A 24810-nucleotide genomic window follows, 5' to 3' on the forward strand; every position below is an offset into this window, starting at 1 on the left:
AAATGTAGCAAAACTTTGCGCATAGGAATGAACGAAACACTGTGGCCTCCTTATATTTCCCGTAAAGAAGGTAATGTCTCTGGTTTAGAGATTAATGCGCTAAACACCTTGTTTAACGACTCATCTTATTGCTTGGAATATGTCTTTTATCCCACTTCAGCGAGAATGCTAGCAGAGCTAAAGGTAGGTAAGGTAGATGTACTAATGGCTGCGACCAAAACGGCATCTAGAGCTAAGTTTGCTTACTTCACTACACCTTACCGCCAAGAAGTCATGGCATTATTCCAACATAAAGAAAAACCAAAAATTGGCGGCGAAGTCGAGTCGTTGATCCTTGCAGGAAACACATTTGCTCTGAATGCCGGCAGCTACTATGGAATTGCCTTTGAAAAACTGATCCAAGACTTTTATAACGATCAGCTGGTACACCTGCCCAATGCCGCTCGCCGCTTTAAAATGTTGGGTAAACAGCGAGTTGATTATGTTGTTGAAGATAAGCTCGCGGGCGAGCACTTTATTCAAGCCAAAGAGTATACCGATGTTATCTATTCTGGTATCGACGCGAATAGAACTCCGGTTAGCTATATGCTTAGCAAAGTCAGTTTAACCACTGTAGACCTTGAAAATATTAATCGGCTAATTGAATTGCACCAGAGTGAACTCAACAATTTGTTTTCTTTTCATCACGTTTCCGATCCCCATTTATAATTGAAGAGGTAACCTCTACATTGTTGCTTATCTTTGTATAATGCTGTTTGTCGTAATTGATTTGGAACTATTTGTTACTGCCGACTACAGTTAATAGATGCGCAAAAATGTGGTTGGGATTTGCTTGGTTCGGTTTTTACTCTTTGTAACTTGTACATTTTATTTTTGCCAACATGCGTTGGCGAAAGACTTCTCATATTTTGAAAGTAAGCTAGACGAGGCCAGCGACTATTTAACGGTTAACCCTGCACAATCCTTGATTATTCTCGACAGTTTAGAGCAACTGCCAGATGTACCTGTACCGTTATTTATTCAGTGGCATTTGCTGAGCGCTCGTGCATCTGTACCAACAAACAAAGTTGATAGGCTCTATACCTCAATAAACGCGACCTTTCTGTATCCAGATGACATGTTTTTTAAAGCCAACCTCCCTACCATTTTGAGTGCGCTAGGGATTTGGTTACGCCGACAAGAATACCTTGATGATGCTGATACTAGTCTTAAGTGTGCCTACAAATATGCAGAAAATGACCGCCAACGACTTACGCTGACTAACAGTATGGCGCTAGTTGCCCGCAACCAAGATGACTACCAAAAAGCGAGAACATTGTATGCCAAAGCACGCAAATTGGCTGAGGAGTTAAAGCAAACCCCGGTACTTGCAATGATCGAAAGCAATTTGGGTAGCCTCGCGCTTGATCAAGGTCGAGTATTTGAAGCCGAGCAGTATTTTCGCCATGCTCTGTTGGGCTATCAAGCCGTTGATAAACGCTCGGGTCAAATCTCAGCGGGGATTAACTTGATGTTTGTCTTTCTTATTCAAAAACAAATCGTGAACTACGAACGTTTACAAGGGCCCACGTCTACCCTAACCACAGCCTTTCCAAACGAATCAAAACAAGCTTGGCTACAATGGCTTGAGGCGCGCTATAAACAACTCGAGGGGGAGATGCCCAACCAAAGCACTAAGCAAGCGTTACAACTGGCATATACCCAGTTAGAAAGCGATAAAGTAAAGCTACTAGTACATAGATATTTAGCAAAAGAGTTAGGCGTCGAAGTAACGGCTCCCCTCCCCATCACAGCCAAGTCTTTTTCAAGCCCTTGGTTTGATAGAGTGAAGCTGTGTAGCTGGTAAGCAAATACATTCGTTCCTAAACGCAAAAAAGCCGCTCAATGAGCGGCTTTTTCAAATTGAATTTGCTTATTCAGCAGCCTTAGAGACCATCACCATCGCAGGGCGCAATAGACGACCGTTTAAGGTATACCCTTTTTGCATCACAGCAAGCACAGTATTTGGTGATACATCATTGCTTGGCTGAATTGACATTGCTTGGTGTAGCTCTGGGTTAAATGCTTCACCCTGCGGGTTTACCGCTTCAACACCAAATTTAGCAAGGGCATCAGCAAATGTCTTGATAGTCATATCAATACCTTCAAGCACTGGCTTTAAAGTTTCGTTTTCTTTGTCAGAAAACTCAATCGCACGCTCTAGGTTATCGATTACAGGTAGTAATTCGTTTGAGAACTTTTCTAGCGCAAATTTATGCGCTTTTTCAACATCCTGCGCTGCACGGCGACGAACATTTTCAAGCTCAGCAGCGGCGCGAACAACGCTATCTTTTTGTGAGTCGATAGTTTGCTTAGCGGTTTCAAGCTCAGCATACAGACCAGCGATTTCTTCTTCTGGGCTCAACTCACCCGCATTTTCTGCCTGCTCTTCCTGAGTTTGTTGTTCTGCTTGTGCTTCTACAACTTCCGCTTCCGCTTGTGTTTGTTCTTGTTCAAGCTCTTGCTCTGGGGCTTTTGTCTGCTCAGACATGTGGTGATTCTCCGATTCTTTACAACTGCGGTAATTATGGGGATTGAAATGAGAGTTTCAACCCTTTATTGCGGCAATTTTTTGAATTCCGACAAGATAGCTTCGATCTTTGAATCCGCAGGGCAAATGACGCAAAAGCGACTTTGATATTCTCCTTTAGAGAAATACGGCACACTAAGCACCACTACGCGATGTAAACCGAGCATGCTTAGCTCTTCGCCAAGTAACACGGATACACCGTCTTTAAACGCCAAGCGGTCTTCAACTTGGTCTAAAAATCCGACGCCAAGATTAATCTCTCTATCCAACTCTAGGCGGTTATATAAGTAGCGCTCGCCCACAACAATCGCATTATCTGAGCCTAATTGCTGACTTAACTGCTTAGTCCACTGGGCCAAAATATGATGACAACTCGGCGGTGCGCTGTGTGCCATGGCGCGCATTCGGTGCAACCCTTCAACTAAAGTTTGTTGACTGAATACAGTATTCATCCAAGCCGCGAACTGGTAACGCAACGCGTCGGAGTCATCAACGGGTTTATCTATACAAATATTGTGTGATTGCCCCGCTCTGTCTAACAGCAGGACCAGCCAATTTTTACGATCAAAATCGAGCACTTCGACACGGAACATTTGTTTGCTGCTAACTTGTGGTAATCCAACGCAGCAACAGACCTGGAAGTTTTGGCTCAATAAGTGGGCAAAAGAGACTATTGCGGATTGATCTGGTTGCCAATGAACGGCAACATCAGCCAGAGGAAAAAACTCCTGTAGCCAGAATTTTACACCTTGATCGGTGGGCACGCGGCCAGCTGACGTGTGCGGCGAATACAATAAGCCTTGATTTTCAAGTCTTGCCATTGCATTACGTACGGTTGCAGAACAAATAGCAAGGCCGTCCTGCTTTGCTATTTTGCTGGATGCAACAGGCTGCCCTTCACCATTACAATAATGGCGCATGACCGCACACAGAATTTGTTCATCTCTGGGATTTAGTTTCATAATTATTTTAATATGGGTGTCAATTGCCAGTTTCAAGCACTACGCTTTTAATATAATCTTGCAACAAAGATACCAAGGACAAATGACTGAATGACGACCACGTTTAACACCATCGGCTTAATTGGCAAACCCAACCACGAAGGCGCGGGGACGACCTTACAACGACTCTACACATTTTTGCAAGCATTAGGATATGAAGTACTCGTAGAAGATCGCGTTGCGGAGCAAATAAAGTCGTTAGACGAAGACGCTGTTGTCGAGTTAGTTGAACTAGGTAAACGCTGCGATCTTGCTATTGTTGTTGGTGGTGACGGTAACATGCTTGGTGCGGCAAGAGTACTGGCTCGTTTTGATGTCGCCGTGATTGGGGTTAACCGCGGTAACTTAGGCTTTTTGACAGATTTGAACCCCGAAGGCTTTGAAGCGCAGCTAGAAGCGGTGTTAAGCGGCCAATTTATTGAAGAATCGAGATTTCTGTTAGAGGTGGCAGTATATCGACATCACCAACTTAAAAGCGCAAATTTAGCAATGAACGAAGCCGTATTACACGCTGATAAGGTTGCTCATATGATTGAATTTGAGGCCTTTATCAACGACGACTTTGTATTTTCCCAGCGCTCAGACGGTTTAATTGTCTCGACACCGACGGGGTCAACCGCTTACTCGCTTTCTGGTGGCGGGCCTATTTTAACCCCAGAACTCGACGCTATTTCTTTGGTGCCTATGTTTCCGCATACCTTATCCAGCCGGCCTTTAGTGGTGGATGCAGAAAAAGAAGTCAAACTTAAGTTAAGTCTAGAAAACACCGACAGCTTACAAGTAAGTTGTGACAGCCATGTTGTACTGGCTGTGCTACCTGGCGACGAGGTTATCATCAAAAAAGCGGAGAAAAGACTAAGATTGATCCACCCTAAATGCTACTCCTACTACAATGTTCTTAGACAGAAATTAAATTGGGGCAGTAGGCTTTACTAAGCACGCAAAGTTACGCAAAATAACCTTGGTTAATTTTTCTAATTTAGGTAAATAACAATAAAATGGCTTACGTTGTATTTTTCACATTGGCGCTGCTTATCACTATACTTTCAGTGTATTTAGTGATTGAAAATAATAGAAGAAAAGCCCGTGAAGCGGAAAAAAAAGCCTTTAACGATCGTTTAAAAGTGATTAGTAGCAACTTTAAACTTAAAGTTGCTGAATTCGTCGAAGCGAAGATTTTAAGGCCAAAATACGCACCGCAGATCAATGCAATTGTTGGCAACTTTTTTGTTGTTCAAGCGCACTCGGAAGAGAACTTGGCGCAACTGGAAAAAGTGTCTGAGTTATTTATCTATTCAGTGACAAACGAGCTCAATAAGTGTCGCTCAAATGGCAATATGGATTTGCTTGCTGAGCAATTACAATATTTTGTTGCCGAATTACCCACGGCAGGCATTGCCTATAATCGCGATTTCTATCGCGAGATGCTCCCGGCCCTCATTGCTCGCATTCAAACACCTGAAACACCAGCACAACAGCAAGATGAAGATGTATTAGACTCACCAGAACTAACTAGCTCAGAGCCATCCAACCAACAAAAGCAAGCAGCAGCCTTAGTAAAAGAGCATGCCGTCGGTTAATCTTGCTATTATTTTTAGCAGAATTTTTTAATTTGAGTTGCTAAACAACAAAATACTGTATAAATTAACAGTAATTCTCTGTTAGGGTGTACAGTATGCTTTTAGCTTTAAATATTCAAAATTTTGCTATTGTTAGTGCGCTAAATACTGACTGGCATTGTGGCATGACCGCAATTACAGGTGAAACAGGCGCAGGTAAGTCCATTGCAATTGATGCGCTTTCTTTATGTCTCGGTGAGCGCGCTGATCCTTCTGCTATTCGTCCAGGTACCGACAAAGCGGATATCTCTGCTCAGTTTGATGTTTCAAATCTCCCAGCTGCCAAACGCTTTCTAACGGAGCATATGCTAGATAACGAAGAGAATGAATGTATTCTTCGTCGTGTTATTAGTAAAAGTGGGCGTAGTAAAAGCTACATCAATGGCTCCCCTGTTACTGCTGGCCAGCAAAAAGAGTTAGGCCAACATCTTATTGCAATCCATGGACAACACGCCCATCAGCTACTGCTAAAGCCAGAATATCAACTGCACTTGCTAGATGCCTATGCTAGCCACACGACTTTGTTACAAGCAGTTAAGGGCCAATATAATCACTACCATAAACTGCAAAAAGAATATGCCGAACTACAAAAGTCACAACAGGCACAAGCCGCAAAAAAACAACTTCTTGAGTACCAAGTAGCGGAGCTTGACGAGTTTGCCCTACAAGAAGGCGAATATGAAGATATTGAGACCGAACATTCACGCCTAAGCCATAGCCAAACCATTTTAGAACAATGCCACCGTGAGCTCTCTCGCCTTTATGAAAATGACGAGCAGACTGTGCTATCGCAGCTACAACAAAGTGCACAAGTGTTCTCTGAACTCACCAGTTTTGACAAAACCCTTGAGAATATTGCGCAAGTGCTTGAAGAGGCAGCAGTACAAGTGGAAGAAGCCAGTAGAGAGATCCGCAGTTATTCTGATTCAGTCGAACAAGATCCGATGCGACTACAAGAGCTAGAAGATAGACTCTCTCAAGCTCTAGATTTAGCTAGAAAGCATCAAGTTCAGCCAGAATTGCTATATCAGCACCATCAAGCACTACAACACGAGCTTGAGTCTATTAGCTCTGATTCTGCACGACTGGATGCATTAGAGGAGGAAATTGCTGAAGCCATCAACGCTTATAACCAAGCTGCACAAGGATTAAGTCAAAGCCGCCAGCAAGCCAGTGCATCTCTTAACGAACGTATTTCTGCAAGTATGAAAGAGCTTGCGATGGGTGATGGTCAATTTGAGATCCAGTTAACGCCTAATCTTGGCGCTAAACCGAGCCCTCTTGGGTATGACCACATTGAATTTTACGTCTCTACTAACCCAGGCCAACCTTTACAGCCTATGGGCAAAGTTGCCTCGGGTGGTGAACTATCTCGGATAAGCTTAGCCATTCAAGTGATTATCGCAACACGCGTTACGACACCCACTTTGATTTTCGATGAAGTTGATGTAGGGATATCAGGTCCAACGGCTGCAACCGTAGGTAAATTGCTACGTCAGCTTGGCCAGTCCACGCAAGTTATTTGTGTTACCCATTTACCGCAAGTGGCATGCAGTGGTCACAACCAGTTCTTTGTCGCAAAACGGGTAGAACATGGCGAAACCTTTACCAAAATGACCCCAATGGCAGAAAGCCAACGCATTGATGAAATAGCAAGGTTAATTGGTGGAGATAAAATAAGTGACACGACAAGAGCGAGTGCAAAAGAATTATTACAAGTACAAAGTGCTTAGCCGTTATCAGGCTGATTGCTCCTGTTGATTAACGCGCAGCGTTATACCGAATTGCTGCGCGGATCAATGTACAGAAATGGGCTTCATTGATGGTGTCCTGCTGTTTTATATCAATCGCCCGTCGAGTGTTACCTGCAAACCCTGTATTGAATAACTGGTGCTCATCTTCAAACTTTGCACCGTATGCAAAGGTAAGTTTGACCTTATCTTTGTATACTTCGCCCGTGCAGATCATGCCAGCTTTTGACCAGACAGGCACTCCTGTTGGGTTGCTTGGCTTACGCCACTTGATATCTTCTTCTACCTCTTTATCAACACTTAGGATCAGACTTCTGACCTGCTGCAATACCACTGCACGCCAATCGCTTAAGCTCGCTATCTTTGCAGTGACCGCATCAGCGCCTGAGTTTATTGTTTCATTCATGATCTTTCCTTAATACTATTGATAAATATATGTTGAGTAAAATTAAGTTAGTGGCTAACAAGGGCCTGTTGACCTTTGCTGTTTGATTTTTGTTCTTCTGAGTGCGTTTTGGTCGCGACGCTCAACTTACCGCCTAGTAATCTAGGTAAAAGTTGAGCAACAATGAACAAAGCACACTCAGGTGAACCCAAAGGGCAGCGCTTGATTAGCATTTCTACTGTGTTATCGCCTGACTCACATAGAACAACTATGCTACGCAGACTCTGCCTTGTATAAACATCAATCAAACTGCTGCAAAAACAAACTTAAAAGATAAACAGTCCCTACGCAAAATTCAAATAAAAAAACCCCAGCTACAACGAATGTAGTTGGGGTTTGTGAACGACAAAAGCGTTAAACTTCTAAATAATCCAAAATGCCTTCAGCAGCGTTGCGGCCTTCAAAAATCGCCGTTACCACTAAATCAGAACCTCGTACCGCGTCGCCACCGGCAAAGATCTTAGGATTACTTGTTTGATGTGTAAATGCGCCTTTTTCTGGTGCAACAATACCGCCCCAGTGATTTATTGCGACATCGTATTGTGCTAACCAATCAAGGTTGTGAGGCTTAAAACCAAATGCCATGATCACCGCGTCGGCTTCTAGTGTATGCTCAGAGCCTTCCACGGTTTCAGCACTACGGCGACCATTTTTGTCAGGTTCACCTAATTGTGTTTTCACCATTTTAACGCCCGTGACTTTGCCTGAGCTGTCAATTTCAATACCAACCGGCTGTAAATTGAATCTAAATTCAACCCCTTCTTCTTTGGCATTTTTAACTTCTCGAACTGAGCCAGGCATGTTTTCTTCATCACGACGATAAGCACAGATCACGGATTGCGCATTTTGTCTGACTGACGTTCTAACACAGTCCATCGCTGTGTCACCACCACCTAGTACCACCACGCGCTTACCAGCCATGTTCACATAGTTATGCTGACTTTCGTCATAGCCCATAACTCGGTTGGTGTTACCAATCAAAAATGGTAGCGCATCATAAACACCATCGGCATCTTCATTTGCAAGATTACCTTTCATGCTTTGGTACGTCCCCACACCTAAGAATACCGCGTCGTATTGCGACAATAACTCGTCCATTGAGACATCACGACCAACCTCGGTATTGAGTTTAAACTCAACGCCCATTTCGGTGAAAATCTCGCGACGGTTTTCCATTACCGATTTTTCTAATTTGAATGACGGGATCCCAAAGGTCAGCAAGCCACCAATCTCTGGGTTACGATCATACACCACAGGGCGCACGCCGTTTCGCACTAGAATATCTGCACAGCCAAGCCCTGCCGGACCCGCGCCTATGATTGCGACTTTCTTATCAGTCCAAGTAACGTAAGAAAGATCAGGCTTCCAGCCCTGTGCAAACGCCGTATCAGTAATATATTTTTCAATATTTCCTATAGTCACTGCACCAAACTCTTCGTTCAGCGTACACGACCCCTCACAAAGCCTATCTTGCGGACATACTCGACCACACACTTCAGGCAAACTATTGGTACGGTGAGATAGCTCCGCTGCCTCAATGATTCTGCCGGTACGAATAAGTTTGAGCCATTGCGGAATATAGTTGTGAACTGGACACTTCCATTCACAATACGGATTACCACAATCTAAACAACGATCGGATTGCGAATGAACTTGCTGCTCAGAAAATGGCTCATAAATTTCAACAAAAGATTGCTTACGCGTAGAAATAGGCTTTTTGCGCGGATCTACACGTTGTACATCGATAAATTGGTAAACGTTCTCGCTCATTGCTCTCTCCTACTGCGCCTGAATTCTTAGCTCAGCGCTACTACGCGCTCGGTGGCCAAGTAAACTGTTTAAATCGCTCGACTTTGGCTTTACCAATGTAAACATTGGCAAATACAACTCAAAGTTAGCTAAGATCTGCTCAGCTCGAGTTGAGCTCGTTAAATCTAAATGCTCTGCAATTAAACCGCGTAGATGTTCTTGGTGCGATGCCAGCGCTTTGAGGTCTACCAGCTCGACCAACTCAGGGTTGATCCGCTTATCAAAATCACTTTCTTCATCAAGTACATAGGCAAAACCACCGGTCATGCCTGCGCCAAAGTTAACGCCAACTTGACCAAGCACACACACCACGCCTCCCGTCATGTATTCGCAGCCATTATCACCAAGCCCTTCAACAACCGCTTGTACACCCGAATTCCGCACAGCAAAGCGCTCCCCAGCTCGACCTGCTGCAAACAACTTGCCGCCGGTCGCGCCATATAAACAGGTGTTACCGATGATAGCCGCCTGATGAGAGGCAAAGCTTGAGCCAACAGGAGGACGCACGACTAGCTTTCCACCAGCCATCCCTTTACCAACATAATCGTTAGCATCACCGACTAATGTCATTTCAAGGCCACCCGCATTCCACACCCCAAACGATTGCCCTGCTGTACCATGTAACTCAAGTGCGATTGGATCTGCTGCCATACCTTGGTTACCATGCTTGCTCGCGATATAACCAGACAGCATTGCACCGATAGAGCGATCCGTATTGGATATACGACTCACCAACGAGATACCTGTCATTTCATCGATTGCCGTCTTCGCTTTCGCTAGTAAGCTTTCGTTCAACGCACCACTGTAATGTGATGGATTAGTATGGGTGCAATACAGCGCTTCATTTGACGGATTGTTCGGCTTCGCTAGAAGCGGACTTAAGTCGAGCTTTTTCTGCTTCGCAGTATTACCTTCAATGGCTTCAAGTAAATCCGTTCTACCAATCAAATCGGTGAGTTTTGTGACTCCCAAAGCGGCCATCAGTTCACGAGCCTCTTGCGCAATAAACTTAAAGTAGTTCATCGCCATTTCTGGCAATCCGTGATAATGCTTTTGACGCAACGTATCATCTTGCGTAGCAACACCGGTTGCACAGTTATTAAGGTGACAGATCCGCAGGTATTTACAGCCAAGCGCAACCATAGGGCCGGTACCAAAACCAAAGCTCTCAGCACCCAAAATTGCTGCTTTAATAATATCTAATCCGGTCTTTAAGCCGCCATCTGTTTGCAACCTAATGCGGTGGCGTAGACCATTTTCAACCAACGCCTGTTGTGTTTCAGCAAGGCCGAGCTCCCACGGGCTACCTGCATACTTTACCGATGTCAGCGGACTCGCCCCAGTACCACCATCATAACCGGCAATGGTAATGAGATCGGCATACGCTTTAGCAACACCAGTCGCAATCGTGCCGACACCGGGTTCTGAAACCAGTTTGACCGAGATCATCGCTTCAGGATTGACCTGTTTGAGGTCAAAAATAAGCTGAGCTAAGTCTTCGATCGAATAAATATCGTGATGCGGCGGCGGCGAAATCAAAGTAACACCAGGAACCGAATAGCGTAGCTTCGCGATATAAGGGGTGACTTTTTCACCTGGAAGCTGACCACCCTCGCCCGGCTTTGCCCCTTGCGCAACTTTGATTTGAATAACATCAGCTGAACGCAAATAATGTGGTGTCACACCGAATCGGCCAGAAGCAACCTGCTTAATACGCGAATTCTTTTCTGTACCAAAACGTAGCTTATCCTCACCACCCTCACCAGAGTTAGAGCAACCGCCGAGGCGATTCATCGCAATTGCTAACGCCTCGTGTGCCTCTGGTGATAATGCACCGATACTCATCGCAGCTGAGTCAAAACGTTTGTATAGCTCAGTCACAGGCTCAACATCGTTGATGTCGATTGCTTGTTGCGCCGTATTAAGCTTAAGCATGTCTCGCAGATTTGTAATTGGACGGTTATTTACCAGCTCCGCGTATTTAACGTAGTCTTGATAGTTACCCGAACGAACAGCGGTCTGCAAAGTTTGCACGACATCTGGGTTATACGCATGGTATTCACCACCATGCACATACTTTAATAATCCACCGTGTGATAGTAGTTTACGCTTGCTAAATGCCAATTTATTGAGTTGTTGTTGCTCCAAGGCAAAATCGTCAAAACACGTACCTTTAATACGGTTTGCAACTCCTTTAAAGCACAATTCAACCACCTCATCGGATAAACCGACGGCTTCAAACAACATCGAACAACGATAGGAAGCAATGGTGCTGATCCCCATCTTCGACATGATTTTGTATAAACCTTTGTTAATCGCGCCGCGATAAGACAAAGTCACCTCGCGGTAAGACTTTTTAATGATCTTCTTATCACACATTGCAACAAGGGTTTCGTAGGCTAGATAAGGATAAATCGCTGTTGCGCCAAAACCTAACAAAACAGCAAACTGGTGCGGATCTCTAACACTACCTGTTTCAACCAAAATATTGGTGTCGCAACGCTGGTTGCCATCCACTAGTCGTCTTTGTACTGCTCCCACGGCCATCGCCGCTGGGATAACTTGTTTACCTGCAGCGATTTCTCGGTCACTGAGCACTAACATCACGCACCCAGAACCTGCTTTTGCAACGGCTTCATCACAAATGCGCTTGATTGCATCTTGCAATGACTCTTCAGAACCGTAAATCAATGAAATTTTACACGCACAGTAATGGTCATCATCGGCGGCTAATAGCTGCTGCATATCAGAATAAGTCAATACTGGCGAGGCAAACTGCAAACGTTTAGCATGACCTGTGGTTTCGTTGAAAACGTTTTGCTCACGACCAATACAAGTCGCCAGTGACATTACATGATTTTCCCGTAATGGATCGATTGGCGGGTTCGTGACCTGAGCAAACTTCTGGCGGAAGTAGTCAAATATCGAACGGTGTCCTTCAGATAGCACTGCAAATGGCGTATCGTCACCCATTGAGCCGGTTGCTTCTTGGCCGTTTTCGCCCATTACGCGGATCACTTGGTCGAGCTCTTCATTGGTATAACCAAACTGCTTCTGATAGGTCAGCAAAGTTTCGTCGTCAAGATCGCGCTTGCCAGCTGCTTTCTCATCTAGCGCTTCAAATGGCGTTAAACGCTTAACATTTTGCTCAAGCCAAGTTTTGTACGGGTGTCTGGATTTCAAGTCTTGATCGATTTCATCGGACTGCCAAATCTTGCCATGTAAGGTATCAACCACCAGTAATTCACCTGGACCCACGCGACCTTTTTCTATAACTTCATCTGGCGCGTAATCCCAAATGCCCACTTCCGAGGCAAGCGTAATAAAGCCGTCTTGCGTGATCACATAGCGGGCAGGACGAAGACCGTTACGATCCAAATTACAGGCAGCAAAGCGCCCATCAGACATCACGATGCCAGCTGGGCCATCCCACGGTTCCATATGCATGGAGTTAAAGTCATAGAATGCGCGTAAGTCTTCATCCATGGCACGATTTTTCTGCCATGCAGGTGGCACTAACATACGCATAGCGCGGAATAAGTCCATGCCACCAGCTAAAAATAGCTCTAGCATGTTATCTAAACTAGACGAGTCAGAACCCGTTTCATTGACAAACGGTGCCGCATTTTGCAAGTCTGGTAACAACGGTGACGCGAACTTGTAAGCACGTGCTCTCGCCCACTGACGGTTACCTTCAATAGTATTGATCTCACCATTGTGAGCTAAATAGCGGAACGGTTGCGCCAACGGCCATCGAGGCTGTGTATTGGTTGAAAAGCGCTGATGGAATACACAAATCGCACTGGTCATCCGCATATCAGCAAGATCCATATAAAAATTCGGTAAATCCGCCGGCATCATTAAGCCTTTGTAGATAGTCACTAAACCAGACAAACTACAAATATAAAACTGCTCATCTTGTTCTAAACGCTTTTCGATGCGTCGTCTTGCAATATAAAGACGACGCTCTAAATCTTTAGGACGCCACCCTTCAGGCGCACCGACAAAAACCTGTTTAAACTGCGGTAATTGTGCTTTAGCAATAGGACCCAACATAGATGGATCGGTGGGTACTTCACGCCAACCTATGAGCGTCAGTGTTTCTTTTTCTAATTCTTCACTGATCACTTTCTCAGCCGCAGCTGCAAGCTCATGATCCTGGTTTAAAAATAGCATACCTACCGCATAGTTTTTGCCCACATGCCAATCATTTTCAGCTGCGACGGCGCGAAAAAAACTATCCGGTTTTTGTAATAACAGTCCGCAGCCATCGCCGGTTTTGCCATCTGCAGAAATACCACCTCGGTGCTGCATGCGGTCCAAACCTGTGATTGCTGTACGGATCAGTTTGTGACTCGGCTGACCGCTTACATGCGCAATCAAGCCAAATCCACAGTTATCTTTTTCTAATTTTGAGTCGTATAACATAGACTCCTCCCCTTGCTACAACGGCCAGCCCATGACGGTACGACGAAATGCTGGCAGATATTCAAAATTAGCCTTGATTGAAAGTAGAGTCAACACAAATATGAATACATATTCACAAACTTGAATATTTCTCATTGGTAAGACAAGTTAGCCAAAACCGTAATAAATTTGCCACTTTGAAAATAGTGAATATAAATTTGTAAAATGACACCGGTATCACACCAATAAGAATGCAATAAAACATAATCAGCAATAAACGTTTACGTAAACGTAAACCATACAAAAAATGAATAATTATTCACTTTTTGAATTTTATAAAACTCAATACCGAAGCACGTTCTATTACACTGTTTATATAGGTATGCAAAACAGAGCGCGTTTTTAGCTTGACGCTAACGTCAACTTAAGTTGATAAAAATAAGCGAGTAGCTCTGAGTTAGATAAGCGCGGATAGCGTTAATGAAAGTGTAGATATCTTAAATTCAATGAACTGCCGGTTTTCAACCAAACAGCAGATAAAAAGACTTGCTAAGAAAAGTAGGTAGGAAGATATTAGAATATTTTTAGAAAATAAAGCATGGCAGAGTATCTACTCTGCCATTAGCGGTTAGCTTATTCCGCTGCTGCTTCGTCTTTCTTATATTTAGCTGCTGTTTCAGCAATAAGAGGTTGAAGCTCACCCTTTTGGAACATCTCAATGATGATGTCACAACCACCGATTAACTCACCTTCTACCCAAAGCTGAGGGAAAGTTGGCCAGTTCGCATAATGCGGTAGTTCAGCACGAATGTCTGGATTTAATAAAATGTCAACATAAGCAAACTGCTCACCACACGCCATCAAAGCCTGAGATGCCTGCGAAGAGAAACCACAGTTAGGGAGTTTTGGCGACCCTTTCATATATAGAATAATTGGATTTTCTTCGATCTGCTGTTTAATCTTGTCAATAGTTTCCATTAGTTACCTCAAAATGACGTTTCATCCAATGCTTATCAATATTTAGTTTAGCATCGGCGTTTTAGCTTGCTACTCACTTTAACAACACCTGTTGCATTCATAATGCCAAACTTTAAGCAGCGATAGAACCTTAGCTGCCATGGCTAAAATAAGCATAACCGCCTGTCACGATGTTCTACGCTTTGACTTCTATTCGGCATATGTTCACAAAGAATGTGTATTATAAGTCATTAAGTCACTGGCACGCATTGCTGTTTGCCAAAACTTGAGTAAAATAGTCAGGAATTATAGTATCACTATATAGGCCAATGGTATAGAAAAGTGGGCTGATGTTAGCTACCTTTCGTATGCGTTATTGGCAAATCAACCAAAAAATGGAGATTAATATGGCATTTGAACTACCGTCACTACCTTATGCACTAAATGCTCTTGAGCCGCACGTTTCTCAAGAGACGCTAGAATTCCACCACGGTAAGCACCACAACACATACGTTGTAAAGCTTAACGGTCTTATCGAAGGTACTGACTTTGAAGGTAAATCACTAGAAGAGATCGTATGTAGCTCTGAAGGTGGTGTTTTCAACAATGCTGCTCAAATCTGGAACCACACTTTCTACTGGCACAGCCTTGCGCCAAATGCAGGTGGCGAACCAACAGGTAAAGTTGCTGAACTAATTAATGCAAAATGGGGCTCATTCGCAGCATTCCAAGAAGCTTTCAACGACAAAGCAGTTAACAACTTTGGTTCAAGCTGGACTTGGTTAGTACAACTAGCTGACGGTTCTCTAGATATCGTTAACACTTCAAATGCAGCAACGCCGCTGACTGAAGAAGGTGTTACACCTATCATCACAGTTGACCTGTGGGAACACGCTTACTACATCGATTACCGTAATGTTCGTCCTGATTACCTTAAAGGTTTCTGGGCACTTGTTAACTGGGATTTCGCAAACAGCAACCTAGCTTAACATCAACTATCAGTATTGATGCAACAATGGGGCGCAACAGCGCCCTTTTTTATGTCTGTAACTCAACATTAATACATAAAAAATCTAGTTTTTTTTGGGTATTCTTCATATCGCGACTAAGCTTTAAGTAACCTTTCCAAATCTGTGATCCGCAAACCACACCAAGTAGCTTATTGGAGGTCGTTATGACAATATTTGAACATTATCAGGCCAGATATGAAGCCGCGCAAGAAGAAGAGTACACCATCGCGGAATTTCTTGAAATTTGTAAAAATGACAAATCAGCCTATGCCAGCGCACCTGAGCGACTTCTGATGGCAATAGGCGAACCAGAAATGATCGATACGTCGAAAGATGCCAGACTTAGCAGGCTGTTTTCGAATAGAGTAATAGCTCGATACCCTGCCTTCAATGAGTTTTACGGTATGGAGGATGCCATCGAACAAATCGTATCGTATCTCAAACATGCCGCACAGGGGCTTGAAGAGTGCAAACAAGTACTCTATTTACTCGGCCCGGTAGGTGGTGGTAAATCGTCTATCGCAGAAAAGCTCAAGTATTTGATGCAAAAGGTGCCGGTTTATTCTTTAAAAGGCTCACCCGTTAACGACCACCCGCTTTGCTTGTTTAGCCCACAAGAAGATGCTGACCTACTTGAAAAAGAGTACGGCATTCCTGGGCGCTATATTAAAACGATCATGTCTCCATGGGCGACCAAACGCTTACATGAGTACAATGGCGATATTACGCAATTTAAGGTCGTAAAACGTTACCCTTCCATTCTTGATCAAATTGCTATCGCGAAAACGGAGCCTGGGGATGAGAACAACCAAGATATCTCAGCACTAGTGGGCAAAGTAGATATCCGTAAACTGGAGCATTTCGCTCAAAATGACCCCGATGCCTATGCGTATTCTGGCGCGCTATGCCTTGCGAACCAAGGTTTGATGGAGTTTGTCGAGATGTTTAAAGCACCCATTAAGGTGCTACACCCGCTACTAACTGCAACCCAAGAAGGCAACTACAATGGTACGGAGGGTATTTCCGCCCTACCATTTAGCGGCCTAATACTTGCTCACTCTAACGAATCTGAATGGCAAACCTTTAAGAACAATAAAAACAACGAGGCATTTTTAGACCGTGTTTACATCGTTAAAGTGCCTTATTGTTTACGCGTGTCCGAAGAGGTCAAAATTTACGAGAAACTTATTGAAAATAGTGAACTCAGGGAAGCCCCCTGTGCGCCTGGCACTTTAGAAACTTTAGCGAAGTTTTCAGCACTGTCTCGGATTAAAGAACCAGAGAACTCCAGTATCTATTCAAAAATGCGGGTGTACGATGGTGAAAGCTTAAAAGACACAGATCCAAAAGCTAAGTCCTATCAAGAATACAGAGACTACGCTGGTGTGGACGAAGGCATGAGCGGCCTCTCAACTCGCTTTGCCTTTAAGATCCTCTCTCGTGTGTTTAACTTTGACCACAGTGAAGTCGCAGCAAACCCAGTTCATTTATTTTATGTACTTGAGCAACAAATTGAGCGCGAACAATTTAACGCAGAAGTACAAGAGCGCTACCTAAGCCACCTTAAAGGGTATCTAATTCCGCAATATGTCGAATTTATTGGTAAAGAGCTACAAACAGCTTACCTTGAGTCGTACTCTGAGTACGGCCAAAACATTTTTGACCGCTATGTTACCTATGCAGATTTTTGGATCCAAGATCAAGAATATCGTGACCCAGATACTGGCCAACTGTTTGATAGAGCCGCACTTAACGGCGAGCTGGAAAAGATTGAAAAGCCAGCCGGTATTTCCAATCCCAAAGATTTCCGTAACGAGATAGTCAACTTTGTTTTAAGAGCAAGAGCCCATCACAATGGTGACAATCCAGTATGGACCAGCTATGAAAAACTAAGAACGGTTATCGAGAAGAAAATGTTCTCTAATACCGAAGACTTACTCCCTGTGATTTCGTTTAATGCAAAAACCTCTGCCGAAGATCAGAAGAAGCACGAGGACTTTGTCAATCGTATGGTTGATAAAGGCTATACCCAAAAACAAGTTCGCCTACTTTCAGAATGGTATTTAAGAGTTAGAAAGTCACAGTAACTTGTTAGTATGAAGAGGGTGTTATATGGCGCATTTTATTGACCGCCGTCTTAACGGCAAAAATAAGAGCACTCTGAACCGCCAACGTTTTATCCGCCGCTACAAAAAGCAGATAAAGAAAGCGGTTTCAGAGGCCATCAACAAACGTAGTGTGACTGATATCTCCAGTGGCGAAAGCATTTCTATCCCACAACGAGATATCAGCGAGCCCACTTTCCATCAGGGAAAAGGGGGTGACAGAGAGCTCATTCACCCAGGTAACGATCAATTTTCAACGGGCGATCGGATCCTGCGCCCTCCTTCTGGGCAAGGCGGTGGGTCAGGTGATGGCGAGGCAAGTAACCAAGGCGAAGGACAAGACGACTTTGTATTCTCTATTTCAAAAGACGAATACTTAGACCTATTGTTTGAAGACTTGGAGTTACCCAACTTACAGCAAAGCCAGTTAGATAAATTAATGCAAATGAAAACGCATCGAGCTGGCTTTTGTAATGATGGTATGCCTAGCAACTTAGATATTGTACGCAGTTTAAAAGGCTCAATGGCACGCCGTATTGCGATGACCTCGAGTAAACGCCGAGAGTTAAGGGAATTAGAGGAAGAACTTGCAAATATGCTTGCTGAACCGGTTCCTCCTCAACAGAAAATCAATGATATAGAACTGCGGATCCAAGTGCTAAAAGAGCAAATAGCCGCGGTGCCTTTCATCGACAATTACGACTTACGCTTTCGTAATTACGAAAGGCGTCCACACCCCACCAGCAAAGCTGTTATGTTTTGCTTGATGGATGTGTCTGGCTCAATGGATCAAGCTACAAAAGACATGGCAAAACGTTTTTATATTTTGCTCTATCAGTTCTTAACCCGCACTTATAAAGATATTGAGGTAGTCTATATCCGCCACCATACCCAAGCAAAAGAAGTAGACGAGCAAGAGTTTTTCTACTCGCAAGAGACTGGTGGCACAATTGTCTCAAGTGCGCTGAAATTAATGGATGAAATCATTCAAGAGCGTTATGCCCAAGGCGATTGGAATATTTACGCCGCACAAGCCTCTGACGGTGATAACTGGGCAGATGATTCTCCACAATGCACCCAGATACTCTCTAACAAACTACTTAAAATTGTCCGCTACTATGCGTATATAGAGATAACGACCCGTGCACACCAAAGTCTGTGGCGGGAGTATCAAGGAGTAGCCAACTCATTTGACAACTTTGCTATGCAGCACATTCGAGGTGTAGAAGATATTTATCCTATCTTTAGAGAGTTGTTCAAGAAGAACAAAAATAAGCAAAGTGCGGCATAATTTTTGGGAGGTTGCGCGATGACATATCAGCCAATTGACGATGGTCCAGATTGGACCTTTGATTTACTTGATACTTATCATCAGGAAATTGCTCGTGTAGCTGAGCATTACAGACTTGACACTTACCCAAATCAAATTGAGGTGATCACAGCTGAGCAGATGATGGATGCCTACTCAAGTGTGGGCATGCCAATTGGTTATGCACATTGGTCGTACGGTAAAAAATTTATCCAGACAGAGCAAACCTACAAACGAGGTCAAATGGGTCTTGCCTACGAGATTGTGATTAACTCTAATCCTTGTATTGCGTACTTAATGGAAGAAAATACCATGCCTATGCAGGCACTGGTAATGGCGCATGCGTGCTATGGTCATAATTCTTTCTTCAAGGGTAACTATCTATTTAAAACCTGGACAGACGCATCATCCATCATTGATTACTTGGTATTTGCTAAAAATTATGTCGCCAAATGTGAAGAAAAGTACGGTATTGATGAGGTAGAAAACCTGATTGACTCTTGTCATGCGTTAATGAATTACGGGGTTGATCGATATAAAAGGCCGCAACGGATCTCTATGTTTGAAGAGCAAAAACGGCAAAAAGAACGGGAAGATTATTTGCAGTCCCAAGTTAATGAATTATGGCGAACCATTCCTAAAGGTGAAGATGAAGAAACCGACAACCGTGCTCGTTTCCCATCGGAACCTCAGGAAAATATACTGTATTTCATCGAGAAAAATGCCCCATTGTTGGAGTCTTGGCAACGCGAGATTATTCGTATTGTGCGTAAAGTATCACAGTACTTCTACCCGCAAAGACAAACTCAAGTCATGAATGAAGGCTGGGCTACATTTTGGCATTACACTATTTTGAACCACTTATATGACGAGGGAAAACTAAGTGATTCCTTTATGTTGGAGTTTTTACAAAGCCATACCAATGTTGTGTATCAACCGCCATACAATAGTAAATTTTATTCAGGGATAAACCCCTATGCGCTCGGCTTTAATATGATGGTCGATATTCGCCGTATATGCGAAAACCCAACGGAAGAAGACAAACAATGGTTCCCGGAATTTGCGGGGAGCAACTGGCTAGATACACTGCATTTTGCGATGCAAAATTTTAAAGACGAGAGCTTTATCAGCCAATTTTTATCTCCAAAACTCATGCGCGACTTTAAGCTTTTTACGATTGTCGACAAACAAAAATCTCCGCACTTAGAAGTTGGCCCTATTCACGACGAAATGGGTTATCAACAACTTCGCAGTGCCCTTTCAGCGCAGTACAACTTGAGTAACCATGAGCCTAATATTCAAGTTTATGACGTCGATGTACGGGGAGATCGTTCACTTACGCTAAGGTATGTACCGCAAGGCGGGATCCCACTTGCCGCTTCAAAGCAAGAAGTGATAAAGCACCTCTACCGCTTATGGGGATTTAAAGTGAAACTTGAACAAGTAGATGAAAATGGCAATATTGAGCAGATAGCTCAATGCCCTGAAGAGGAAAGTGAATCGTAACTCTGTTGGTTTGACTTAGGAGCCGGCAAACAGGTTGTATTTGCCGTGACTCCTTGCTAATGCTTAGACTCTTTAGCTGCAACTACTCTACAGTGAGGTGTGTTATTAAATTCTAGACTGCACGTAAACACTTCCAACTGCAGAGCTTCGCTATTCAAAGTGCCGGTTACTTAAAAAAATTGAAGCTAAGTGGATAAATCCATACTTCCCCATTATTGGCTTTCATCGCAGCAATGATGGCAAATATAATATTAAGAATAGCTAACACAACGAACCCTAAAATACCAACCGCGACAAAAACTAAAATACCGCAAATTATGGAATAGATGATTAAGCTAATTAACCAGTTAATAGTGGCTTTTCCGTGTTGGTCGATTGTTTCGCTTTTATCCTTATTGGTTGCCCACATAACCACCGGTAATACAAGCCCTAGTCCCGGAGCAACAAAGCTCGCCAGCTGGCTCAAATGTAATAACATACAGTATGTATTTAGCGGCATCCCCCAGTATTCATCATTATCGTTCATTTTTCATTCCCTTTTATTGTTGTAAGTGATTACGCATTTCAAGCAAGTGTTTCATATTGACTGAAGTCTATGGAATTCATTCCTAATGAGTTAAAATCATTTAAGGAACTACTATTCACCTGCCTCATCTTAAAATCAATGGCTAAAGACCTCTAATTGAGAACTCAACTCTCCACTCCTCCATTAAAGCTAGATAAGCCATGATTTACAAGTCTTTTGATATCGAGAGCATGAGCGTAGACATCACAACTCCGGTTAACCGCTATAGTTTAAAGAAAAGGGTTATTCAATTTTCACCGAGTAAATAATGTCTATTCAGACTAAGACTTTACCAATTTTGGGTATAGATTTAAGATGAACCAAAGGACTCTAATCCAGACATAAAACCAATGGATCAATACAAAACCAAATTTGTTGTTGTTTATCTAATTGCTGCAATAATTACTGAGGCATGCCTTTTAATGAATGGACCGATGCGTCCTGGCTTGCCTCTTGATAATACGGTAATAATGCGTATGGAGTTTATTGCCGAAAACTTAGTATTGTGGCAGTGGTCTTGGATAGCTTGGATGTTCTCTGCACTAGGTCTTTTAGTATTTAGTGTTATTTTAGCAGATGAGCTCAAAGCAGACTTTAGAAAGCGTGTTGCCCTGCTATTAGTCGCATTGGGTGTGGCCCCAGATCTCATTGCTGAAGTGATTTATGCCTTTGTTTTACCAAAAGTAGTTCATTTAGCCATGGGCGAATCTGTATTTTTACTGTTTGAGCATATTGCAACCCATCTAACCGGTTACTTAGGTAATGGCCTTTATAATTTAGGAGGGCTTACGTTAACCTGTCTAGCCATTAAGCAAGGTATATTTAAAACATGGGTGTCAGTGTGGGGGGTCACCGCTTGGATTTTAGGTTTATTGCTGTCTGTATCTATCGCTGCTGGTCAACTTAAAGCTGCTGAGATATTTACTGCATCAAGCATGACTCTTAGTACACTTTGGATGATTATCTTTGCACATCAAGTTTTGAGGCCTAGATGGAATACGCAATCTTAAAATTAGTGCACATAGGCGCCTTGATTTTTTGGCTCGGCCCAGCTCTTGGTGCTTGGCTTGTGTTAAAAGCAATAGAAAATGAAAATATAGGACCGGTGACCGCGAAGGTGGCTCATGTATTTTTTCTTATGGTCACACTGGAACATGTAGCATTTATTGTCCTCTTATTAACAGGCTTTTCTATGGCTTTTTTAGCTGGATGGTTTACATCTCCATGGCTCCAGCAAAAGCTACTTGTGGTCGGTCTCGTGATTATCCCGTTAGAGATTGTGGATATTTTCTTGGGAAATTGGTTAGCAGCAAAGGCATCTAAAAGTGTCCACTTGGGCATTGCAAGCGCTCAGCAACGGCGTTGGTTAGCGCTCTACCACGGCCCTTTTACTAAACTTGCACTCTTAACCATACCGGTTTCAGTCGTTATCGTGATGTATTTAGCGGTGAGTAAGATGCCACTTTTATCACTTTAATTCGCGGAATAACCGAACGATACTGTTGATTTGTCTAACAGACCGCTGTTCATTCCACACCGATACTAAAAAGTTAGTGGGGTAAGAATTATAAAGTGGCAATATGAATAGAACCGCATCGCGCTAAAGTCACCATATAAAGATAAATTTACTCGCTGGCCATGTCTTCAGAGTATACAGTTACCCGATTTCTTCCGCCCTCTTTAGAAACATACAAAGCGCTGTCCGCGGCTTCAATCCATTGCTCATGTTTTTCAAAAGACTCTTCGTACACGGCAACACCAAGGCTAACCGTAATCTTTATTTGTTGTTCATCGTAGTAAATAGATGAGTTTTCTATTAACGAGCGCAGTCTTTCGGCGAAAGTGATTGCACCCTTTACGTCTGTGTCGAGCAAAGTCACTGCAAACTCTTCACCGCCGTAGCGGCCTGCAGTGTCCGTTTCGCGTAGTGTTTTGCGTAGTAAGTCAGAGATATGGCGGATTGCCTCATCTCCACCACTGTGCCCGTATTCGTCATTGATACGCTTAAAGTGGTCAATATCAAACATAAGCAATGCACTTTGGCCTTGATTACGTTTCAAGCGTTTAAACTCTTGCTTTAGGCTTTCTTCCCAAAAGCCGCGATTATGCAACTGCGTTAAACTGTCTGTTCGGCTAATTTTTTCTAATTGTTTATTCAACGACTCAAGCTCTAACTTGTTGATTGCTTCGTCGGTTACATCGTATATGATCACACAAATATGCCCTACATCCCCCGTCACTGTGGTCAATGGGATGAAAGTTGCATTCTGATACATATAATCCGCTTTGCCTGTGATAGGTCGATAATTTTTGAATCGGAAAATATACGGCTGCTGCTCCCAAATGGTAAACGACCGATTTTTTAGCACGAATACAGGCTCAGCTTTTGATCTAAACCATTGCTCATCAATACTTGGGAACAAATCAAAAATGTCTTTATCTTTAACCGCACTCGGTAACAAACCAGAATGATTTTCCATAAAACCATTCCATATACATACCTTGTAGTCGCGATCGAGTACCACCAAGCCAACATCTACGGTGTTAAACATATCCATTAACCAATGGATTTCATTCATATCAAAATCGGCTGCAGGCATAGTTAATCATCCAATAAATAGGCTACTTTGTATTTTAATGTTTTAAGTGAGTCTTCTGTGAATAACAGCATAAGGTCACAGTTAATGTTGTGATGCTCAATGCCATAGCTAATCTCTATAGCTAGCGTTCTTTGCCATCTCGCCTTGTTGGCTTTCACAAGCTCAGCAACATCACAATGTTGACCAAGCACCACGGGGTGGCCTTGACTGAAAGACATATCGAGCTGCTTAGATAGTCCCGTTAAAATTGCGCCAATCAAGATATTGCTAATATCCATTAGGAGCTCGAGCTCAACTTTGGTATTAAGATCGCCATGATAATTCATCAAAGATGCGATCTCTTTGAAACTAGAATCATTGAGCAGTAGTAGCGCTTCTCCGGAAACACCACCGCCAATAAAGCCTTGGCAAACGCCCGACGTAGTTGCGCTAGCATCAATTGCTTGCAGTGCCATATGCAGCTCATTGACTTCGAGCACGTTGACGTTTGGAATAGGTAATTCAACGAATACGTTTAGCAATCGCGCCAACAAATCCCCCGCCTGCCCCATAGCAACGTTGGTAAGCTCTTGATAGATATCACGGATCTCAGGGTCTAGCTGCTCACCAAGTTTATGAACCAAGCTTTCTCTGATTGCTTTGTCTTTTATTCCATGATGCTCAATAATTTCAGCAAGCTTAGCTGCATCACAGGGCTTACGGATAAAATCAATAGCGCCAAGTTCTATCACTCGTTGGTGCGCATTAGGCTGGATGTCGCCGGAAACAACGACAGTAAGCACAGATAAATCTTGCTCGGTAATGGCCTGTAGCACTTCATAGCCATCCATCTGCGGCATATTTAGATCAAGGAATAGAATCTCTGGAGAAAGTGCTTTTATTTGTTTAATACAGTCGAGTCCATTCTCTGCAAATTCTACTTTAATATCCCAGTCGTCTGGCAATGAACGCGCCAGCTGCCGACGGGCAAGTTTTGAATCGTCACAAATTAGGACTAGTGTTGACATACAAGCTCTCTTTCTGTTTCCCATGCGTATCGGCACGATGTCGGGAAGTTTTAGTTATAATTATGAGATTAAAGCTTAAAATTGCGACATATGTTAATAAAACGACGCCATCTTGACAATCTAAATGTCACTTAAGCTTGGTTAGTTACT

Annotated in this window: 20 protein-coding genes; 11 read left to right on the forward strand and 9 right to left on the reverse strand. The window is 43.3% G+C overall.

Features of this window, described 5'->3' with window-relative positions; genetic code table 11:
- Positions 1-27: 27 nt before the first annotated feature.
- Together L1271_RS13095 and L1271_RS13100 are read left to right on the forward strand one after the other, a co-directional pair.
- On the forward strand, positions 28-708 hold the full coding sequence (locus L1271_RS13095; protein WP_227387232.1) for a substrate-binding periplasmic protein: 681 nt from the start codon (positions 28-30) through the stop codon (positions 706-708).
- A gap of 97 nt (positions 709-805) precedes the next feature.
- A complete protein-coding gene (locus tag L1271_RS13100) occupies positions 806-1846 on the forward strand; it encodes a tetratricopeptide repeat protein (RefSeq protein ID WP_174168588.1) in 1041 nt (346 codons plus the stop codon).
- Between the two features lie 66 nt (positions 1847-1912).
- On the opposite strand, the gene grpE is transcribed toward L1271_RS13100, so the two are convergent.
- On the reverse strand, positions 1913-2530 hold the full coding sequence (gene grpE, locus L1271_RS13105; protein ID WP_102056533.1) for a nucleotide exchange factor GrpE: 618 nt from the start codon (positions 2528-2530) through the stop codon (positions 1913-1915).
- A gap of 65 nt (positions 2531-2595) precedes the next feature.
- Positions 2596-3531 carry an HrcA family transcriptional regulator gene (locus L1271_RS13110; RefSeq protein WP_171039494.1) on the reverse strand — a complete coding sequence of 312 codons (936 nt, stop codon included), beginning with the start codon at positions 3529-3531 and terminating at the stop codon, positions 2596-2598.
- A 90-nt stretch (positions 3532-3621) separates the two neighbouring features.
- Between L1271_RS13110 and nadK the strand changes: the two genes are divergently transcribed.
- The 3 genes from nadK (at position 3622) to recN (ending at position 6922) form a co-directional block, all read left to right on the forward strand.
- Positions 3622-4506 (forward strand): NAD(+) kinase, encoded by an 885-nt coding sequence (gene nadK / locus L1271_RS13115; protein WP_045990546.1) that lies wholly within the window; start codon positions 3622-3624, stop codon positions 4504-4506.
- 62 nt (positions 4507-4568) lie between these two features.
- Complete coding sequence (locus L1271_RS13120; RefSeq protein WP_010606436.1) at positions 4569-5150, forward strand: hypothetical protein; 582 nt, start codon at positions 4569-4571, stop codon at positions 5148-5150.
- A gap of 95 nt (positions 5151-5245) precedes the next feature.
- Positions 5246-6922 (forward strand): DNA repair protein RecN, encoded by a 1677-nt coding sequence (gene recN, locus L1271_RS13125; RefSeq protein ID WP_235368031.1) that lies wholly within the window; start codon positions 5246-5248, stop codon positions 6920-6922.
- 28 nt (positions 6923-6950) lie between these two features.
- Here recN and L1271_RS13130 read toward each other — a convergent pair whose 3' ends face one another.
- The 4 genes from L1271_RS13130 to L1271_RS13145 form a co-directional block, all read right to left on the reverse strand.
- Complete coding sequence (locus L1271_RS13130) at positions 6951-7346, reverse strand: DUF1801 domain-containing protein (protein WP_010606434.1); 396 nt, start codon at positions 7344-7346, stop codon at positions 6951-6953.
- A gap of 393 nt (positions 7347-7739) precedes the next feature.
- The gene (locus tag L1271_RS13135; protein WP_206471603.1) at positions 7740-9155 is read right to left on the reverse strand and encodes an FAD-dependent oxidoreductase; all 1416 of its coding nucleotides are present in this window, start codon (positions 9153-9155) and stop codon (positions 7740-7742) included.
- A gap of 9 nt (positions 9156-9164) precedes the next feature.
- The gene (gltB, locus tag L1271_RS13140) at positions 9165-13622 is read right to left on the reverse strand and encodes a glutamate synthase large subunit (RefSeq protein ID WP_235368032.1); all 4458 of its coding nucleotides are present in this window, start codon (positions 13620-13622) and stop codon (positions 9165-9167) included.
- Positions 13623-14234: 612 nt separating this feature from the next.
- Complete coding sequence (locus L1271_RS13145; RefSeq protein WP_010375406.1) at positions 14235-14579, reverse strand: Grx4 family monothiol glutaredoxin; 345 nt, start codon at positions 14577-14579, stop codon at positions 14235-14237.
- Positions 14580-14965: 386 nt separating this feature from the next.
- On the opposite strand from L1271_RS13145, the gene L1271_RS13150 reads away from it, so the two are divergent.
- The 4 genes from L1271_RS13150 to L1271_RS13165 all read left to right on the forward strand — a co-directional run bounded on the left by L1271_RS13150 (position 14966) and on the right by L1271_RS13165 (position 20488).
- Positions 14966-15547 (forward strand): Fe-Mn family superoxide dismutase, encoded by a 582-nt coding sequence (locus L1271_RS13150; RefSeq protein WP_010375405.1) that lies wholly within the window; start codon positions 14966-14968, stop codon positions 15545-15547.
- A gap of 185 nt (positions 15548-15732) precedes the next feature.
- Positions 15733-17655 (forward strand): PrkA family serine protein kinase, encoded by a 1923-nt coding sequence (locus L1271_RS13155; protein WP_010606431.1) that lies wholly within the window; start codon positions 15733-15735, stop codon positions 17653-17655.
- Positions 17656-17680: 25 nt separating this feature from the next.
- Positions 17681-18964 carry a YeaH/YhbH family protein gene (locus tag L1271_RS13160; protein ID WP_235368033.1) on the forward strand — a complete coding sequence of 428 codons (1284 nt, stop codon included), beginning with the start codon at positions 17681-17683 and terminating at the stop codon, positions 18962-18964.
- Positions 18965-18982: 18 nt separating this feature from the next.
- Positions 18983-20488 carry a SpoVR family protein gene (locus tag L1271_RS13165; RefSeq protein ID WP_010606429.1) on the forward strand — a complete coding sequence of 502 codons (1506 nt, stop codon included), beginning with the start codon at positions 18983-18985 and terminating at the stop codon, positions 20486-20488.
- A 166-nt stretch (positions 20489-20654) separates the two neighbouring features.
- Here L1271_RS13165 and L1271_RS13170 read toward each other — a convergent pair whose 3' ends face one another.
- Positions 20655-21014: a DUF4870 domain-containing protein gene (locus tag L1271_RS13170; RefSeq protein WP_039492452.1), complete on the reverse strand. Its 360-nt coding sequence runs from the start codon at positions 21012-21014 to the stop codon at positions 20655-20657.
- A gap of 461 nt (positions 21015-21475) precedes the next feature.
- Between L1271_RS13170 and L1271_RS13175 the strand changes: the two genes are divergently transcribed.
- On the forward strand, positions 21476-22063 hold the full coding sequence (locus L1271_RS13175) for a hypothetical protein (protein WP_235368034.1): 588 nt from the start codon (positions 21476-21478) through the stop codon (positions 22061-22063).
- On the forward strand, positions 22045-22530 hold the full coding sequence (locus L1271_RS13180; protein WP_102056522.1) for a DUF2269 family protein: 486 nt from the start codon (positions 22045-22047) through the stop codon (positions 22528-22530). The genes L1271_RS13175 and L1271_RS13180 overlap by 19 nt, the downstream gene beginning before the upstream one ends.
- A gap of 148 nt (positions 22531-22678) precedes the next feature.
- On the opposite strand, the gene L1271_RS13185 is transcribed toward L1271_RS13180, so the two are convergent.
- Positions 22679-23653, reverse strand: a complete 975-nt coding sequence (locus L1271_RS13185; RefSeq protein WP_010375394.1) for a sensor domain-containing diguanylate cyclase — start codon at positions 23651-23653, stop codon at positions 22679-22681.
- Between the two features lie 2 nt (positions 23654-23655).
- The gene (locus tag L1271_RS13190) at positions 23656-24660 is read right to left on the reverse strand and encodes a response regulator (RefSeq protein ID WP_010606424.1); all 1005 of its coding nucleotides are present in this window, start codon (positions 24658-24660) and stop codon (positions 23656-23658) included.
- Between the last annotated feature and the right edge of the window lie 150 nt (positions 24661-24810).

Source organism: Pseudoalteromonas sp. OF5H-5 (genome assembly GCF_021530695.1).
Classification (GTDB): Bacteria; Pseudomonadota; Gammaproteobacteria; order Enterobacterales; family Alteromonadaceae; genus Pseudoalteromonas.